A 16,515-nucleotide genomic window follows, 5' to 3' on the forward strand; every position below is an offset into this window, starting at 1 on the left:
GATAAGCACCATCAGGAATCAGGGAGATGCACCATGCGCCTATTAACCCCCCTCTGCAGCGCGGTTCTCTTGGCCATGGCCTGCTCGTCCCAGGCCCAGGCCATGACGCTGACCGACGCAATCCAGAGCACCATCGCGACCCACCCGGAGCTGGCATCGCGGGTGGACAGCCGTCTGTCGGCTGATGAGGACGTGAAGGTCGCCAAAGGGGGGTTTTATCCATCGGTTGATCTGAACGCCGCCTACGGACGCGGGTACAGCGATAACACCAATACCCGGGCGTTCGGCAATCACCACACCGAAACCCTCAACTACACCCAGTCGGAATTGCGTCTGCGGCAAATGCTCTTCGACGGATTCAACACTGCCAATGAAGTCGGGCGCACCCAGGGCGTGGTCAACTCGCGAGCCTATTACGCTCAAGGTACGGCTCAGGACCTGGCCCTGCGCACCACCGAGGTTTACCTCGAAGTGCTCAAGCGCCGCGAACTGGTGACACTGGCCAAGAACAACCTGCAAGCGCACTTGCGGGTCAACGACCAGATCGGCCTGCGCACCCAGCGCGGCGTGGGCAGCAACGCCGATGCCGACCAGTCCTCGGCTCGCCGGGCACTGGCAGAAAACAACCTCGACACCGCCGAAGTCGATCTGGCTGACGCCGAGTCGAACTTCTACGCCGTTGTGGGGCGTATGCCCGATGAGCTCGAAACCCCGCCGTCGATTCGCGGCGAAGTCCCCACTTCCCTGCCCGAAGCCCAGCAGAGCATGGTGGAAAACAACCCTTACCTGAAATCCGCCCAGGCCGACGTGCAATCGGCCGAAAGCCAGTACGAGGTCGCCAAGTCGCCGTTCTACCCACGCTTCGACGCCGAGGCCGCCGTGGGCGCGAACAACAACGTGCAGGGTGATGTAGGTCACGACAATGAATGGCGGGTCGGTGTATTAATGAACTACAACCTGTTCCGCGGTGGCAGCGACAAGGCGCGCCTGGCCTCCGACTCGCACAAGATCAACCAGGCCATGGACATTCGTAACAATGCCCTGCGCCAGCTCAACGAGAACATTCACCTGGCCTGGAACGCCATGGTCAATGCCAAGAAACAAACCCCGACCGCCCGTGAATACGCCGACACCAGCAAACGCGTACGCATCGCCTACCAGGATCAGTTCGGCCTCGGTCAACGGACCCTGCTGGACCTGCTCGACAGTGAAAACGAACTCTACAACGCCAACCGTCGCTACACCGAAGTGCGCTACACCGAAGAGTTTTCGATGTACCGAGTCCTGGCGAACATGGGCCAGTTGTTGAGCAAACAACGGGTCGTACTGCCCGCCGATGCGATCGCCCAGACCGAAGTGAAAAACGAAGCGCGTCTACCTGAAATGAAATAACTGTAGGAGCTGCCGCAGGCTGCGATCTTTTGATCTTGATTGYTYWWAAGCAAAGTCAAAAGATCGCAGCCTGCGGCAGCTCCTACAGTGAGATATGCAGATATCTGTCAATTGCCGTAGAGCAACGGGAGGGTTCAATGACCAGCATGGAACCCGGCAATACCGGTGTCGATCCACGCCTGAGCTTCGATGACCCGCTTCTGGACGGTCTGCTGATCCTCTGCAAACTCCACGGCGCGGCGGTCAGCCGCGCCAGCCTGAGTGCCGGGCTGCCCATGGCACACCAACGCCTGAGCCTGGACCTGTTGCCCCGCGCAGCGGCCCGGGCCGGTTTGCAGGCGCGCTTGCTGCGCCGCGACCTCAAAGACATCTCCGCGCTCAACCTGCCTGTGCTGCTGTTGCTCAACAACGGCCGCACGGCCGTCCTGCGCCGTTATGGCGAGGACGGCAAGGTACTGATCCTGCCCAGCGAAGCCGACGGCGGCGAACAATGGCTCAGCCCCGAGGAGCTGGCCGAACACTACAGTGGCCAAGCGTTGTTTGCCCGGCCACGCCACGAACTCGAAGACTTGCGCTCGCCGCTGGTGCCTCGGGTCCAGGCCTGGTTTCGCGATACGCTGAAGCTGTCGAAATGGCTGTACAGCGATGCGATCCTGGCGAGCTTCCTGATCAACCTGCTGGGCCTGATGGTGCCGCTGTTCGTGATGCAGACCTACGACCGCGTGGTGCCGAACCAGGCCACTTCGACTTTGTGGGTGCTGGCGATCGGTCTGCTGATCGGCACCGTTTTCGAACTGGTGCTGCGGGTCGTGCGCGCGCACTTGCTGGATACCGCCGGCAAGAAAACCGACGTGATCCTGTCAGCCACCCTGTTCGAGCGCATCACCGGCATGGCGATGAAAGCGCGGCCGGCGACCATCGGGGGTTTTGCCCAAAGCATTCATGACTTCCAGGGCCTGCGGGAGTTTCTCACCGCCGTGACCCTCACCAGCCTGATCGACCTGCCCTTCTGCCTGCTGATGCTGCTGGTGATCGGCCTGCTCGGTGGCTGGCTGGTGATGATCCCGATACTGGCGTTTCCCATCACCATCATCTTCGCCATGGTGATCCAGGTACGCCTGCGCGACACCGTACAGAAAAGCCTCAGCCTCGGCGCCGAACGCCAGGCACTGCTGATCGAAACCCTCAGCGGCCTGGAAACCCTCAAGGCCTGCAGCGCCGAAAGCGAGCGCCAGCACAAATGGGAAAGCACCCACGGCGCCCTCACCCGCCTCGACAGCCATGCGCGCAACCTCTCGGCCCTGGCCACCAACGGCACGCTGTTCATCCAGCAACTGTCCGGCATGGCGACCATCGTCGCCGGGGTCTACAGCATCATCGCCGGCAACCTCAGCGTCGGTGCCCTGGTGGCCAGCTACATGCTCGGCAGCCGGGTGCTGGCGCCGCTGGGACAGATCGCCGGCCTGATCACCCGCTACCAGCAAGCGCAACTGACCATGAAAAGCACCGATGCGCTGATGGGCCTGCCTCAGGAGCGCGATGCCAGACAACGGCCACTGGAGCGCACCCAACTGCAAGGCGCGCTGGATGTTGTCGGCGTGACCTTCCACTACAACGGCCAGAGTGCTCCCGCCCTGGCCAATATCAGCTTCAGCGTGAAACCCGGGGAGCGCATCGGCATTATCGGCCGCAGTGGCTCAGGCAAAAGCACCCTGGCGCGACTGGTGATGGGCTTCTACGAACCGGATGAAGGCCAGTTGCTGCTCGATGGCCTGGACCTGCGGCAACTGGACGTCGCCGATCTGCGCCATCAAATCGGTTACGTCGCGCACGACCTGCCGCTGCTGGCCGGCAGCCTGCGCGACAACCTGACCCTCGGCGCGCGCTACATCAGTGACTCACGCATGCTCGAAGTGGCGGAAATGACCGGCGTCACCGAACTGGCCCGGCAACACCCGCAAGGCTTCGACCGGCCCGTGGGCGAACGCGGGCAACTGCTGTCCGGCGGCCAGCGCCAGGCCGTATTGATGGCCCGGTCCATGTTGCTCGACCCGCCCATCATGCTGCTCGACGAGCCCACCAGCGCCATGGACAACAGCAGCGAAGACGTCCTGCGGCAAAAACTTCACGGCTGGGTCCAGGGCAAAACTCTCCTGCTGGTGACCCACCGCACTTCGATGCTGAGCCTGGTGGACCGGTTGGTGGTGCTGGACAACGGACGGATCGTCGCCGACGGTCCGAAAGAAGCGGTCATCGATGCACTGCGCAAGGGCCGTGTCGGCTCTGCCGCTGTCTAGGAGTCGTCCATGTCTGCCCATCGAGGATCTCGCGGCTACTTCGACAGTTTCAACAAAAGTGCCGAAACCGAGTTCATGCCGGAAACCGCCGGCGCCTCGTTGCAGGACTCACCGCGCTGGTCGCGCATCACCGTGTGGCTGGCCGCCGCGCTGGTGGTCAGCGCACTGGTCTGGGCCAGATTCGCCGTGTTGCAGGAAGTGACCATGGGCGAAGGCAAGGCGATTCCGTCGAGCAAAGTCCAGGTGATCCAGAACCTGGAGGGCGGCATCGTCACTGAAATTTTCGTCCGTGAAGGGCAAATGGTGAACAAGGGCGACACTTTGCTGCGCCTGGATGACACCCGCTATCTGTCGAACAAGGGCGAAAGCGAAGCCGATCGTTATGCCTTGACCGCGCAGGTCGAACGGCTTTCGGCCGAAGCCGAAGGCCGGCCGTTCAAATTGTCAGAAGAAGTGATCGCCAAGGCTCCGCAAGTGGCAGAAGACGAGCGCTCGCTGTACGAGCAGCGGCAACGCCGACTGGCCAGCGAACAGCGCACCCTGACCGAGCAACTTCGGCAAAAAACCCAGGAGCTGGCAGAGTTCCGCTCGAAACAGGGGCAGTTCAGCTCCAGCCTGGCGCTGCTGCAACAGGAAATGAACATGTCCATGCCGCTGGTAGGCACTGGCGCGGTGTCACCGGTGGAAATCCTGCGCCTCAAACGCAGCGCCGTGGAAATACGTGGCTCGTTGAACGCCACCACCCTGGCGATTCCSCGRGCSGAATCGGCRATCAACGAGATCAAAAGCAAGATCGACGAGTCGGAACAAACCTTCCGCTCGGAAGCTGCCAAAGAACTGAATGAGAAACGCACCGACCTGTCGAAAATCACCGCATCGAGCATCGCCATCGACGACCGCGTGACCCGTACCACCGTGGTCTCCCCGGTTCACGGCATCATCAAGGTGTTGAAGGTCAACACCATCGGCGGCGTGGTCCAGCCCGGCAGCGACATGGTGGAAATCGTGCCGCTGGAAGACAACCTGCTGATCGAAGCCAAGGTCCGCCCGCAGGACGTTGCATTCCTGCATCCGGGCCAGAAAGCCATGGTCAAGTTCAGTGCCTACGACTACACCATTTACGGCGGCCTGAGCGCCAAACTGGAGTTGATCGGCGCCGACACCATCACCGACGACAAGGGCAACAGCTTCTATCTGATTCAGGTGCGCACCGATAAAAACCATTTGGGCGGGGACGCCAAACCACTGCTGATCATCCCGGGGATGGTGGCGACGGTGGACATTATTACCGGGGAGAAAACGGTGCTCGATTACCTGCTTAAACCGGTGTTGAAGGCGCGGACCGAGGCGATGCGGGAGCGGTAGGCAGTATCCAGAATCTGCGGTGACTGATCTGCCGCTATCGCGAGCAAGCTCGCTCCCACAGGTTTTGTGGTGTTTGCAGATTTTGTGTACGACACGGACACTGTGGGAGCGAGCTTGCTCGCGATGAGGCCAGCAAGACCACCGATCATTTTTCAGAATGATTACGCTGGTAAACCTCCTCCCCCATCGCCGCAATCTGCCCCTCGATCAACGCCTCGAATGGCTTCAGCAACGGCGCAAACGAAGTCGGTGCTTCGAGGGTTTCCAGCGCCTGCACAATCGCCTCCACCGTCGACAACGCCCCCGGCCCCGGCGCCTTGCGCAGGCGATAGCGCGACACACCGCCCTCTGCCAGCATCACCCTCGGCAACGCCGCCAGCAGCGGATTGAGGTGCAGCAACTTGCGCACCTTGCGCCAGGTGCCGTCCGGGACAACCAGTAACAACGGTTCGTCTGTCGCGGCACAAGCCTGCATCGGCTGGGCATCTTCGCCGGGAAACAGCAACCGCGCCCGATACCCCGGCCGGTTCAACAACGTCGGCAAATCCTCGAACACTTCCCCAACGATCAGCTCGGCATTGTTCAGACCCAACGCCGCCAGCCGCGCGGTATTCAGCGCATGGTTCACTTCGCTCGGATGCTGCAACAGCAACACCCGGGTGCGGCTGTCGAGGCTCGGGATCAATGGGCACAGGCAGTGGCTTTGCGGGCGCAGGCAGCGCGGGCACTGGATTCTGGGCATCTTCTTCAGGCCTGATTGAGTTGGGCTTTAAGCAAGTCGCGGAACGTCTGGATCAGCGGCTCGCGGCTACGGCCCCGGCGCACGATCATCGAGAACGGCGCCTGATAACCGAAGGTCGCCGGCAGCAACACCCGCAGGTCACCCTTGTCGGCCCAGGCCTGGGCGTAGTGCTCCGGCAGGTAGCCGATGTAGGCGCCGGACAGCACCAGAATCAACTGGGCCTCCATACTTTCTACCGTCGCGGCGCTGTGCTTGAAGCCGTGACGCGCCAGTTCGGCCTGGCTCCAGTAGCCGCGACCGACCATGCGCTGCTGGGTGATGACTTGCTCGGGAATGCGCCGCTCGTTGAACAGCGGATGCCGCGTGCTGCAATACAACCAGTGTTGTTCACGGTACAGCGGCATGTACACCAGGCCGCTCATGCGCGTGGAAAACGCGCCGATGGCCAGGTCGAGACGGTTGTCCTGCACCCCGAGTTGCAATTCGTAAGGGCTCATCACCGACAGGTGCAAGTGCACCGCCGGGTGCTCCTGGCTGTAGGCGCCGATGGCTTCGGCGAACGGCAGGGCCTTGTCGCTGACGGTGGAGTCGATCACCCCAAGGTTCAAGGTACCGCGCAACTCGCCCTTGAGGGCGGCGGCATACTGCTCGAAGCCTTCGAGTTCGCCCAACAGGCGCAAGGTTTCCTGATGGAACAACTCGCCCTTGCTGGTCAGGCTGAAACCACCACGACCGCGATGACACAGCACCAGGCCGAGGGCTGCTTCGAGCTGGCTCATGTAGGTGCTGATGGCCGACGTCGAGAGATTGAGCTCCTGCTGGGCGTTGGCGAATCCCTGATGGCGCACCACGCTGACGAAGATGCGCAATAGTTTCAGGTCGGGTAAAGCGTTGGCCATGGGTACTCCAAACTCTGGGTCGCGGCAGCTCCTACAGGTTTATCTGCAGCTTTCGTGTTGCGGTGAAGTCTATCGACCTCGCGCACATTAGTTTAGAAAAATCTGAACTAAGTATTTGCCCGTAGCGATTCTTCCCGGCCACTACATTTCGCAGAATCGGCGCCACAAGGTTCGCCCGTACTCCCGTGAACGGCGCAACCCAATAAATAAAACAACGACGATGAGGCCTTACCCGTGGACAAGATTCTTCACCAACCACTGGGCGGCAACGAAATGCCGCGCTTCGGCGGCATCGCCACCATGATGCGACTCCCCCACTTGCAAACTGCTGCCGGCCTGGACGCTGCCTTCGTAGGCGTGCCGCTGGACATCGGTACCTCCCTGCGCCCTGGCACCCGTTTCGGGCCTCGCGATATCCGCGCCGAATCGGTGATGATCCGTCCTTACAACATGGCCACCGGTGCTGCGCCGTTCGATTCGCTGTCGGTTGCCGACATCGGCGACGTGGCGATCAACACCTTCAACCTGCTGGACGCCGTACGCATCATCGAAGAAGCCTACGACGACATCCTCGAACACAACGTGATCCCCCTGACCCTGGGCGGCGACCACACCATCACCCTGCCGATCCTGCGTGCCATCCATAAGAAGCACGGCAAGGTCGGCCTGGTGCACATCGACGCCCACGCCGATGTGAACGATCACATGTTCGGCGAGAAAATCGCCCACGGCACCACCTTCCGTCGCGCCGTTGAAGAAGGCCTGCTGGACCCGGACCGTGTCGTGCAGATCGGCCTGCGCGCCCAGGGCTACACCGCTGATGACTTCAACTGGAGCCGCAACCAGGGCTTCCGCGTGGTTCAGGCCGAAGAGTGCTGGCACAAATCGCTGGAGCCTTTGATGGCTGAAGTCCGCGAGAAAGTCGGCGGCGGCCCGGTGTACCTGAGCTTCGACATCGACGGCATCGACCCGGCCTGGGCACCTGGTACCGGCACCCCGGAAATCGGCGGCTTGACGACCATTCAGGCGATCGAGATCGTTCGTGGCTGCCAAGGCCTCGACCTGGTCGGTTGCGATCTGGTAGAAGTCTCGCCCGCTTACGACACCACCGGCAACACCTCGCTGCTGGCCGCCAACCTGCTGTACGAAATGCTCTGCGTACTGCCTGGCGTAGTCCATCGCTGAGGATGGTTCATGAACGAACGTGATCAGGTTTTGAAAGCCGCCGCCGATCTGGTGTCCGCTTTTGCCCGTAACGATCGCGAAGCCTACTTCGGTGCGTTTAGCACCGATGCCAGCTTCGTCTTCTACACCCTCGAACAGCCCCTGCTGTCACGCGACGCCTATCAGGCGATGTGGGACGGCTGGCGCTGCGAGGATGGCTTCGAGGTGCTCTCGTGCACCTCAAGCAACGCTTTCGTCAGCCTGCAGGGTGACGTGGCGATTTTCATCCATGACGTAGCCACCGAGTTGCGCATGCAAGGGGAGCAGCACTTTAGCCAGGAGCGCGAGACGATTGTTTTCAAGAAACAAGCGTCTGGCCAAGAACAACAAGGCCTATGGCTGGCCTGTCACGAACATTTGTCCGCGATGCCGGAAGGGCTGCCACCCCCTTAGCCAACACAGGTGACGCTCACGCACGATGAGCGCGCCTTTATGATCGGAGCTGATCATGAATAACAACAACAAAGACCAAAGCCTTACGCAAATTGAAACCCACGGGGTCGAACAGATCCCGGACAACGAACGCACCGCAGGCCCGACGGACTTGTTCCGGATGATCTTCGGTGGTTCCAACACCTTTGCCACCGCCGTTCTCGGCAGCTTCCCGGTACTGTTCGGCCTGTCGTTCCAGGCGGGCGTCTGGGCGATTGTGCTGGGCGTATTGCTGGGCTCGCTGATCCTCGCGCCAATGGGCCTGTTCGGCCCGATCAACGGCACGAACAACGCCGTGTCCTCCGGTGCGCACTTCGGCGTGCACGGGCGGATCGTCGGCTCGTTCCTGTCGCTGTTGACCGCCATCGCCTTCTTCTCGCTCTCGGTGTGGAGTTCGGGTGATGCGCTGATCGGTGGCGCCAAACGCCTGATCGGCCTGCCGGAAACCGACCTGACCCTGGGCCTGGCCTACGGTCTGTTCGCGATCCTGGTACTGACCGTGTGCATCTATGGCTTCCGCTTCCTGCTGTGGGTCAACAAGATCGCGGTGTGGAGTGCCAGCCTGCTGTTCCTGCTGGGCATCTTCGCCTTCGCCGGTCCCTTCGATGTGAACTACGCCGGCACCGTCAACATGGGGCAACCCGGTTTCTGGGCTGCGTTCATTGGCGCTGCGCTGGTGGCAATGAGCAACCCGATTTCCTTCGGTGCGTTCCTCGGCGACTGGTCGCGCTACATTCCGCGTGACACTTCCAAGCGCCGGATCATGGCGGCGGTGGTGATTTCGCAGATCGCGACGTTCATCCCGTTCCTGTTCGGCCTGACCACCGCCACCATCGTAGCGATCAAGGCACCGGACTACATCGCGGCCAACAACTATGTCGGCGGCCTGCTGGCGGTATCGCCGAGCTGGTTCTTCCTGCCGGTGTGCCTGATTGCGGTGATCGGCGGCATGTCCACCGGCACCACTTCGCTCTATGGCACCGGCCTGGACATGTCCAGCGTATTCCCACGGGTGCTGTCGCGGGTCAAGGCCACGCTGCTGATCGGTGTGATGTCGATTGCCTTCATCTTCATCGGGCGCTTCGCGGCCAACCTGGTGCAGAGCGTGTCGACCTTCGCCGTGCTGATCATCACCTGCACCACCCCGTGGATGGTGATCATGATCATCGGCCTGCTGGTGCGTCGCGGCTTCTACTGCCCGGATGACCTGCAAGTGTTCACCCGCGGCGAGAAAGGTGGCCGCTACTGGTTCACCCACGGCTGGAACTGGCGTGGCCTGGGCGCCTGGATCCCGAGCGCGGCCGTCGGCCTGTGCTTCGTCAACCTGCCGGGTCAGTTCGTCGGGCCACTGGGCGAAATGGCCGGCGGTATCGACATCAGCCTGCCAGTGACCCTGGGCCTGGCCTCGGTGGTGTACCTGGCGTTGCTGAGCCTGTTCCCGGAACCACGCGAAGTGTTCGGCCCGAACGACCTTCGCAGCAAGAGCACGGATTCGCTCGCTAAACCGGCGCTGCGTCAAGCCGCCTGATTAAACGCACTACCTGTGGGAGCGAGCCTGCTCGCGAATCAGGCAAACCGCGTCATCGTTCTTCATCTACGCCGCCGCGATGCTGATACTCGGCTACTACGGCATGCGCAAGGCCAAGACCAACGAAGACTTCTTGGTCGCCGGTCGTAACCTCGGCCCAAGCCTGTACATGGGCACCATGGCTGCCACCGTTCTGGGCGGCGCGTCCACCGTGGGCACCGTGCGTCTGGGCTACGTGCATGGCATCTCCGGTTTCTGGCTGTGTGCGGCCCTTGGTTGCGGGATCGTCGCGCTGAACCTGTTCCTCGCCAAACCGTTGCTGAAACTGAAGATCTACACCGTTACCCAGGTGCTGGAAAAACGCTACAACCCGATGGCCCGCTCCGCGAGCGCGGTGATCATGCTGGCCTACGCGCTGATGATCGGCGTGACCTCGATCCTGGCGATCGGCACCGTTCTGCAAGTGCTGTTCGGCCTGCCGTTCTGGATCTCGGTACTGCTCGGCGGCGGCGTAGTGGTGATCTACTCCGCCATCGGCGGCATGTGGTCGCTGACCCTGACCGACATCGTCCAGTTCATCATCAAGACCGTAGGCCTGATGTTCATCCTGTTGCCAATCTGCCTGTACCGCGTTGGCGGCTGGGATGAGTTGGTGTTGAAACTGCCGGCGGCGAGCTTCAGCTTCACCACCATCGGTTGGGACACCATCATCACCTACTTCATGATCTACTTCTTCGGCATCCTGATCGGCCAGGACATCTGGCAACGGGTGTTCACCGTCAAGACCGCCAAAGTGGCTCAGGTTGCCGGTACCGCGGCCGGTATCTACTGCATCCTCTACGGCCTGGCCTGTGCCCTGATCGGCATGGCTGCCCACGTACTTATCCCGGACCTGGACAACGTCAACAACGCCTTCGCCGCCATCGTCAAACTGTCCCTGCCGGACGGTATCCGTGGCTTGGTGATCGCTGCCGCACTGGCCGCCATGATGTCCACCGCCAGCGCCGGCCTGCTGGCCGCTGCTACCACCCTGACCGAAGACCTGCTGCCGAAACTGCGTGGCGGCAAACAGTCGAGCCTGGCGATCAACCGCCTGTTCACCCTGTTGACCGGCATCGTGGTACTGGGCATCGCTCTGATCGTGAACGACGTGATCAGCGCCCTGACCCTGGCCTACAACCTGTTGGTCGGCGGCATGCTGATCCCGCTGATGGGTGCGATTTTCTGGAAGCGCGCTACCACCGCCGGCGCTATCGCCAGCATGGGCATGGGCTTCGCCACCGCGCTGCTGTTCATGTTCAAGGACGGTCTGGATGCCAACACCCCGATCTACTACAGCCTCGGTGTAGGCCTGGTGAGTTTCGTGGTGGTCAGCCTGCTGTCCCGTCGCCCGGAGACTGTGGCCAGCGCTGCCTAAACTGAAAAGAATGGAATGACTTTTTCTTCGACGAGTGTGGCGTCGGTTGCCATACTCGTTTTTTTTCGTCTGGAGAAAACATTTTATGAAGATTGTTTCTCGCGACCAGTGGTTCGAAGTGAAACCGCTCAGTGACGGCATCCGCCTGATTCACGAGCCGTACATCCGCCCCTTCTACCGCTGCAACCTCTGGCACATCCAGGGTCGTGACAAAGACCTGCTGCTGGACAGCGGCTCGGGCCTGGTCAGCCTGCGCGAGCAACTGCCGTGGATCACCGAGCGGCCGCTGGTGGCGGTGGCCAGCCACTGCCATTTCGATCACATCGCCGGTCATCACGAGTTCGCTGAACGACTGGTGCACCCGGCCGAGGCGGACATTCTCGCCGCGCCCAATGGCGACAACGACCTGAGCAAAGCCTTTGTCGGCGACGACATGTTCGAGGCGCACCCTGATTGCCCGCTGTGCTACGCCGAATACCGGGTCAAGGCCGCACCGGCCACGGGGTTTGTCGAAGATGGAGATGTGCTGGACCTGGGCAATCGGGTGTTGCAGGTCGTGCACACACCGGGGCACTCACCGGGCGGCATCTGCCTGTACGAAGCCGCCACCGAGACCTTGTTCAGCGGCGACATCATCTACGACGGCCCGCTGATCGAAGACGCCTACCACTCCAACCTCGATGACTACGCGCGCAGCCTGCAACGCTTGCGTGAGCTGTCGATCCGCACGGTGCATGGCGGGCATTTCGGCAGTTTTTCCGGGGAGCATTTGCGCAACATGATTGACGAATGGCAGCGCTCACACGGCTAAAGCCTGCTGTACTCAACGGCAGGAACTGCTCCGGCACGGAGAACAAAACCGCCTCCTCCTCGAAGAACGCTCATGAAAAAAACTGCCGTTCGTACTGTCGTGCACCGCTACATCAGCCGCCTGCTGGAAGGCCGGGATGACTTCGACGACAACGCCAGCCTGGCGCAGTTGGGACTGGATAAAGAAGATATCGAAGAACTGATCTTCCATCTGGAAGATGAGCTGGGTGTAACGGCGTTTACCGTGGAAGAAGACCGGATGCTGAAATCCGCCAGGACGGCGAATGATTTGAGCCGGTTCTTGCTGGAGATCGGGCGGTACTAAGGCTGCTGATCAAACGTACACGAAGCGGCAAGGGAGATTGCTCCCTCGCCACGGAAAACCTTTCACCTGTCAGATGTTATCTGCCATTACCGGCGTCGCTGCTGGCGCCGACGCTGTTCGTCGTCAGTACGAACAGGCACGGGTTGCATTGGCGGTTCGATCAAACCGAGAGCCACGCCCAGGTCATGCAGCCAGTTTTGAATTTTCTCTTTCATGGTGCCCCCTTCAGGGTAGTGCCGAGCGGCCAAAATTCTCTAGCCCCTTCGCACAGATAATAGTCCGAAGTCCCGTGCAATGCTCGCGCAAAGTCGCAATGATCTGTTACTGAATCCATCACAATCAGCCTGTGTTCAGGCAATTTCCCGCGCCTGCACCTGTGCCGTAGGAAAAACCACCTGTTGTTGCTCGATCCAGGCATTCAGGTTGGCCCCGACCATGCCCTTGCGCCACATCAGCCAAGTGGTAGCGCTGGCGAACGGCTCGGCCAACGGATGCACTGCCACACTCTCACGGCCCGGCAGGCTGGCGAGCATCGACTCCGACATCAGCGCCACACCGGAACCGGCAATCACACACGCCAGCATCCCCGGATAGGACTCGATCTCCATCGCCCGGCCCATGGCCGCGTGGTCATGGGCGAACCAGGCCTCCAGGCGCATGCGGTAGGAGCAGCCCTGGCGAAAGGTGAACACCGAACGACCTTGCACATCCAGCGCGCTGCGCACGGGCGGATGATCGGCCTCGCTGATCAGCACCAGGCGCTCTTCGCACAAGGGCACCCCGTCGAGCCCGGCCAGTTCCATGGGGCCATCCACCAGTGCCGCATCGAGTCGGCCGGTGAGCAGGCCTTCGAGCAATTCACCGCTGGGCCCGGATTGCACTTGCAGGTTCACGGCCGGATACAGGCGGTGATAGCGCGCCAATAGCCGCGGAAGATGAATCGCCGCCGTGCTGTACATGGTGCCGAGCACGAAGTCGCCCGCCGGTTGCCCGCCCTGCACTGCCGCGCTGGCTTCGTCGCGCAAGGCAAACAGTTTGGCCGTGTAGTCCAGCAGGACTTTTCCCGCAGGCGACAACTGCAAGCGCTGACGCTCGCGCAGGAACAGTTCGACACCCAGTTGCTCCTCCAGCTGTTTGAGCCGGGTCGACAGGTTCGACGGCACTCGATGCAGCCGTTCGGCGGCCCGGGTGATGGACCCTTCTTGCGCCACCGCCTGGAAGATGCGCAATTGGCTGAATTCCACGGCATTCTCCAAAAAAGAACAAGTTACTCACTATTATTCATTTTTAAAGAAAGTCAATCAATCCTAGCCTGACGGTCATCGATCCTCTGAACGGAATCCAGACCATGTCTCCCTTGATTCGCTTATCCGCCAGTTTCGTTGCCCTGATGATGGCCATGGGCATCGGCCGTTTTGCCCTGACACCGCAACTGCCGCACCTGCTCAGCGAAGGTCAGATCGACCTGACCGCCGCCGGACTGATTGCCGCCGCCAATTACCTCGGTTATTTCATCGGCGCGGTGGACGCCATGTTCTCCCGGCGTCCCGCGCAAGTGCGCCGGCGCTTGCTGGGCGGGTTGTGGCTCTGCGTACTGCTGACCCTGGCGTCGTTCTGGGCCAATGGTTTCTGGTCGCACCTGCTGCTGCGCTTCGGCACCGGTGTGGCCAGCGCCTGGGTGCTGGTGATGATCACCGCCCTGAGCCAGCCGCTCGCGGCAGCGGCCGGTCGCCCACGATCAGGCGCCCTGGTCTTCGCCGGACCGGGTTTGGGGATTTTTCTGACAGGTTTGTTGGCCCTGGGCTCGAACCTGCTGGGCCAGACTTCCGCCACCTTGTGGCTGGTGTACGCCGCCACAGGGCTGGCGATGCTGCTGGGGATCCTGCCATTCCTGCCACAACCGGACACAACCGCGACTGCTGCGCCCAGCGCCAACGCATCGCACACCCAAGGCATCGGTCGTCTGGGCTGGATCTATGGCTTGTACGGATTGGGCTACATCATCCCGGCGACCTTTCTGTCGCAGATGGCCAACGCGCAATTCCATGGCCAATGGCAGGCCGACCTGTTCTGGCCGTGCTTTGGCTTGGCGGCTGCCACGGGTGTGGTGCTGGTGAGTCTGCGTCGCCAAAGGCCGGGAGCAACGCGTCACTGGTTGATGGCGACGTTATGGCTGCAAGCCGCCGGCGTGTTCGCCTGCCTGCTGGGCAACGGGCCAGGTCTGGCGTTGGGTGTGATCCTGTGCGGCACGCCATTCCTGGCTTGCATGCAACTGGTGATGCAGCGTTCCCGGGAACTGGCGCCCCACGCTACCCAGCGCAATGCCGGCCTGCTGACGGCCTGCTTCGCCGTGGGCCAACTGAGCGGGCCATTGCTGGCGGCGCTGAGCAGTCATTTCAGTGGCGGTTTGCAGCCGGCACTGGTGGTCGCCGGCTGCGGTCTGTTGCTCGCCGGCGGTCTGTTGCTCGCGCCGGTCAGTGCTGACCGAGGGCTTTGCGCAAACGACGGCGCAGCCACTGTTCAGCACTGACAAAGGTGATGCCCGCCAACACCAGCACGGCACCGATGACGAAGTTCAGGCTCAGCGCCTCGCCCAGCAGCACCACACCGAACGTGACGCCGAACAACGGCGTCATGAACGAAAACACCGCGAGGTTCGCCGCCAGGTACCGGCGCAGCAGCCAGAACCAGATCAGGTAACTGAAGAACGACACGATCACGCCCTGAAACAGCACACTGGCGACCGCCACGGTGGTCAGGCTGACATGGGTGACCTGGCCGCTGAGCAGCGCAATCAACAACAATCCGAAGAAACCGACAATCAACTGATAGAACAGCGTCAGGGTCACCGGCGCTTCCGACAGGCGCGAGGCGCGCACCACTACCGTGGTCGCGCCCCAGGCAGCACCCGCCAGCACACCCAAGGCATCGCCCATCAACATGCGGTAATCAAGGTTGTCCCAGGACACCCCGCCGGCAAACGCGATGGCAATCCCGATAAAGGCCAGGACAATCCCCAGCCATTGCAAGGGCCGCAAACGCTCACTGGGCAACAACCAGTGCACACCCAATGCAGTGAAGATCGGCGCGGTGTAGAGAAACACCGACATGTGCGCCGCCGTGGTCAGTTGCAGGCCTTCGGAAATGAAGAAGAACTCCAGGCCGAACAAGGCACCGGCCAACAGACCGCCGCGCCAGGTCGTCCCCACCTGGTTCCAGCCGCCCTTCCAGCAGATCAGCAGCCCGACCAGCAACGCCGACATGCCGGAACGTCCAGCCGCCTGCATCACCGGCGCAATATCGGCCGCCGCCCACTTGATCATCACCTGCTGCACGCCCCAGACCAGGCACAACCCGACCATCACTTGCAGGGCAAACCCGTCGGCGCTGCGCCGGGTGGCACTCACCGGAACACCTCGAAGACACAATCCATGGCAAAGACTCGGCAGAAAAAAAGCAAAACCCCGGCCTTCTCGTTGAAAAGAAATCACCAGGGCGATGAATCATGTTGTCGATTATTAACCAGTAGGCCAGAAAATGCCCCTGTAGGAGCTGCCAAAGGCTGCGATCTTGATTTTTAAAGATCAAAAGATCGCCCGAGCGCGGACCGAGCCTKCGGCAGCTCCTACACGTCAGAGTGGGGTCAACTGAGCTCGATACGATCGGCATGAATGACAATCTGGCCATTCTTGTACAATGCACCAATGGCCTTCTTGAAGTTGCCCTTGCTGACACCAAACAGGCTGCTGATCAACGCCGGATCGCTCTTGTCGCTGACCGCCAGGCTGCCGTTGTTTTCGCGCAACTTGGCGAGGATCTTCGAGTTCAGGCTGGTGGCCGCTTCCTGGCCGACCGGTTGCAGGCTCAGGCTGATCTTGCCGTCGGCGCGAACTTCCTTGATGAAACCCTTTTCTTCTTTACCGGCGCGCATGAACTTGAAGATTTCATTCTTGTGGATCAGGCCCCAGTGCTTGTTGTTGATGATGGCCTTGAAGCCCATGTCCGTGGCTTCGGCCACCAGCAGATCCACTTCCTGGCCCGCGGTGTAGTTGGCCGGGGTCTTGTCCAGGTAGCGGTCCAGACG

General features: G+C 61.4%; 16 protein-coding genes. 10 read left to right on the forward strand and 6 right to left on the reverse strand.

Going from position 1 to position 16,515, the window contains the following annotated elements; translation table 11 throughout:
* Window positions 1-33 precede the first annotated feature (33 nt).
* From AC1DVH_RS20785 to AC1DVH_RS20795, 3 genes are all read left to right on the forward strand, one after another.
* Entirely contained in the window at window positions 34-1,392 is a 1,359-nt protein-coding gene (locus tag AC1DVH_RS20785) for a TolC family outer membrane protein (protein WP_477755379.1), read from the forward strand.
* Between the two features lie 137 nt (window positions 1,393-1,529).
* A complete protein-coding gene (locus AC1DVH_RS20790; RefSeq protein ID WP_477755380.1) occupies window positions 1,530-3,689 on the forward strand; it encodes a type I secretion system permease/ATPase in 2,160 nt (719 codons plus the stop codon).
* Window positions 3,690-3,698: 9 nt separating this feature from the next.
* Complete coding sequence (locus AC1DVH_RS20795; protein WP_477755381.1) at window positions 3,699-5,054, forward strand: HlyD family type I secretion periplasmic adaptor subunit; 1,356 nt, start codon at window positions 3,699-3,701, stop codon at window positions 5,052-5,054.
* A gap of 145 nt (window positions 5,055-5,199) precedes the next feature.
* On the opposite strand, the gene AC1DVH_RS20800 is transcribed toward AC1DVH_RS20795, so the two are convergent.
* The gene (locus AC1DVH_RS20800) at window positions 5,200-5,796 is read right to left on the reverse strand and encodes a tRNA-uridine aminocarboxypropyltransferase (RefSeq protein ID WP_477755382.1); all 597 of its coding nucleotides are present in this window, start codon (window positions 5,794-5,796) and stop codon (window positions 5,200-5,202) included.
* 5 nt (window positions 5,797-5,801) lie between these two features.
* The gene (locus AC1DVH_RS20805; RefSeq protein WP_007972518.1) at window positions 5,802-6,695 is read right to left on the reverse strand and encodes a LysR family transcriptional regulator; all 894 of its coding nucleotides are present in this window, start codon (window positions 6,693-6,695) and stop codon (window positions 5,802-5,804) included.
* Window positions 6,696-6,929: 234 nt separating this feature from the next.
* On the opposite strand from AC1DVH_RS20805, the gene speB reads away from it, so the two are divergent.
* The 6 genes from speB to AC1DVH_RS20835 all read left to right on the forward strand — a co-directional run bounded on the left by speB (window position 6,930) and on the right by AC1DVH_RS20835 (window position 12,431).
* The gene (speB, locus tag AC1DVH_RS20810; RefSeq protein WP_477755383.1) at window positions 6,930-7,880 is read left to right on the forward strand and encodes an agmatinase; all 951 of its coding nucleotides are present in this window, start codon (window positions 6,930-6,932) and stop codon (window positions 7,878-7,880) included.
* A gap of 9 nt (window positions 7,881-7,889) precedes the next feature.
* The gene (locus AC1DVH_RS20815) at window positions 7,890-8,312 is read left to right on the forward strand and encodes a YybH family protein (protein WP_477755384.1); all 423 of its coding nucleotides are present in this window, start codon (window positions 7,890-7,892) and stop codon (window positions 8,310-8,312) included.
* A 55-nt stretch (window positions 8,313-8,367) separates the two neighbouring features.
* Entirely contained in the window at window positions 8,368-9,879 is a 1,512-nt protein-coding gene (locus tag AC1DVH_RS20820) for a purine-cytosine permease family protein (RefSeq protein ID WP_477755385.1), read from the forward strand.
* Between the two features lie 79 nt (window positions 9,880-9,958).
* A complete protein-coding gene (locus AC1DVH_RS20825; protein WP_477755386.1) occupies window positions 9,959-11,296 on the forward strand; it encodes a sodium:solute symporter family protein in 1,338 nt (445 codons plus the stop codon).
* A gap of 85 nt (window positions 11,297-11,381) precedes the next feature.
* The gene (locus AC1DVH_RS20830) at window positions 11,382-12,107 is read left to right on the forward strand and encodes an MBL fold metallo-hydrolase (protein ID WP_477755387.1); all 726 of its coding nucleotides are present in this window, start codon (window positions 11,382-11,384) and stop codon (window positions 12,105-12,107) included.
* A gap of 72 nt (window positions 12,108-12,179) precedes the next feature.
* Window positions 12,180-12,431, forward strand: coding sequence for an acyl carrier protein (locus AC1DVH_RS20835; protein ID WP_477755388.1), 252 nt, complete (start codon window positions 12,180-12,182; stop codon window positions 12,429-12,431).
* Between the two features lie 86 nt (window positions 12,432-12,517).
* Here the strand turns inward: AC1DVH_RS20835 and AC1DVH_RS20840 are convergent, their stop codons facing one another.
* Both AC1DVH_RS20840 and ptrR read right to left on the reverse strand, forming a co-directional pair.
* Entirely contained in the window at window positions 12,518-12,646 is a 129-nt protein-coding gene (locus AC1DVH_RS20840; protein ID WP_263986899.1) for a PA1414 family protein, read from the reverse strand.
* A 135-nt stretch (window positions 12,647-12,781) separates the two neighbouring features.
* Entirely contained in the window at window positions 12,782-13,675 is an 894-nt protein-coding gene (ptrR, locus tag AC1DVH_RS20845; RefSeq protein ID WP_477755389.1) for a putrescine utilization regulator PtrR, read from the reverse strand.
* Window positions 13,676-13,779: 104 nt separating this feature from the next.
* Between ptrR and AC1DVH_RS20850 the strand changes: the two genes are divergently transcribed.
* Window positions 13,780-14,961, forward strand: a complete 1,182-nt coding sequence (locus tag AC1DVH_RS20850) for an MFS transporter (RefSeq protein WP_477755390.1) — start codon at window positions 13,780-13,782, stop codon at window positions 14,959-14,961.
* Here AC1DVH_RS20850 and AC1DVH_RS20855 read toward each other — a convergent pair.
* Both AC1DVH_RS20855 and AC1DVH_RS20860 read right to left on the reverse strand, forming a co-directional pair.
* Window positions 14,906-15,838, reverse strand: a complete 933-nt coding sequence (locus tag AC1DVH_RS20855) for a DMT family transporter (RefSeq protein ID WP_477755391.1) — start codon at window positions 15,836-15,838, stop codon at window positions 14,906-14,908. The genes AC1DVH_RS20850 and AC1DVH_RS20855 overlap by 56 nt on opposite strands.
* A 236-nt stretch (window positions 15,839-16,074) precedes the next feature.
* A partial coding sequence (locus tag AC1DVH_RS20860; protein WP_477755392.1) for a S1 RNA-binding domain-containing protein occupies window positions 16,075-16,515 on the reverse strand: 441 nt, incomplete at its 5' end.

It is taken from the genome of Pseudomonas sp. P4_C3 (assembly GCF_056402075.1).

What these genes read in the sequence shown, in the direction of transcription:
- AC1DVH_RS20835 (WP_477755388.1), top strand. Translation starts at nt 12,180, where the DNA reads ATGAAAAAAACTGCCGTTCGTACTGTCGTGCACCGCTACATCAGCCGC.
- AC1DVH_RS20785 (WP_477755379.1), top strand. Translation starts at nt 34, where the DNA reads ATGCGCCTATTAACCCCCCTCTGCAGCGCGGTTCTCTTGGCCATGGCC.
- AC1DVH_RS20825 (WP_477755386.1), top strand. Translation starts at nt 9,959, where the DNA reads ATGCTGATACTCGGCTACTACGGCATGCGCAAGGCCAAGACCAACGAA.
- AC1DVH_RS20830 (WP_477755387.1), top strand. Translation starts at nt 11,382, where the DNA reads ATGAAGATTGTTTCTCGCGACCAGTGGTTCGAAGTGAAACCGCTCAGT.
- AC1DVH_RS20805 (WP_007972518.1), bottom strand. Translation starts at nt 6,695, where the DNA reads ATGGCCAACGCTTTACCCGACCTGAAACTATTGCGCATCTTCGTCAGC.
- AC1DVH_RS20820 (WP_477755385.1), top strand. Translation starts at nt 8,368, where the DNA reads ATGAATAACAACAACAAAGACCAAAGCCTTACGCAAATTGAAACCCAC.
- AC1DVH_RS20815 (WP_477755384.1), top strand. Translation starts at nt 7,890, where the DNA reads ATGAACGAACGTGATCAGGTTTTGAAAGCCGCCGCCGATCTGGTGTCC.
- AC1DVH_RS20850 (WP_477755390.1), top strand. Translation starts at nt 13,780, where the DNA reads ATGTCTCCCTTGATTCGCTTATCCGCCAGTTTCGTTGCCCTGATGATG.
- AC1DVH_RS20840 (WP_263986899.1), bottom strand. Translation starts at nt 12,646, where the DNA reads ATGAAAGAGAAAATTCAAAACTGGCTGCATGACCTGGGCGTGGCTCTC.
- AC1DVH_RS20790 (WP_477755380.1), top strand. Translation starts at nt 1,530, where the DNA reads ATGACCAGCATGGAACCCGGCAATACCGGTGTCGATCCACGCCTGAGC.
- AC1DVH_RS20800 (WP_477755382.1), bottom strand. Translation starts at nt 5,796, where the DNA reads ATGCCCAGAATCCAGTGCCCGCGCTGCCTGCGCCCGCAAAGCCACTGC.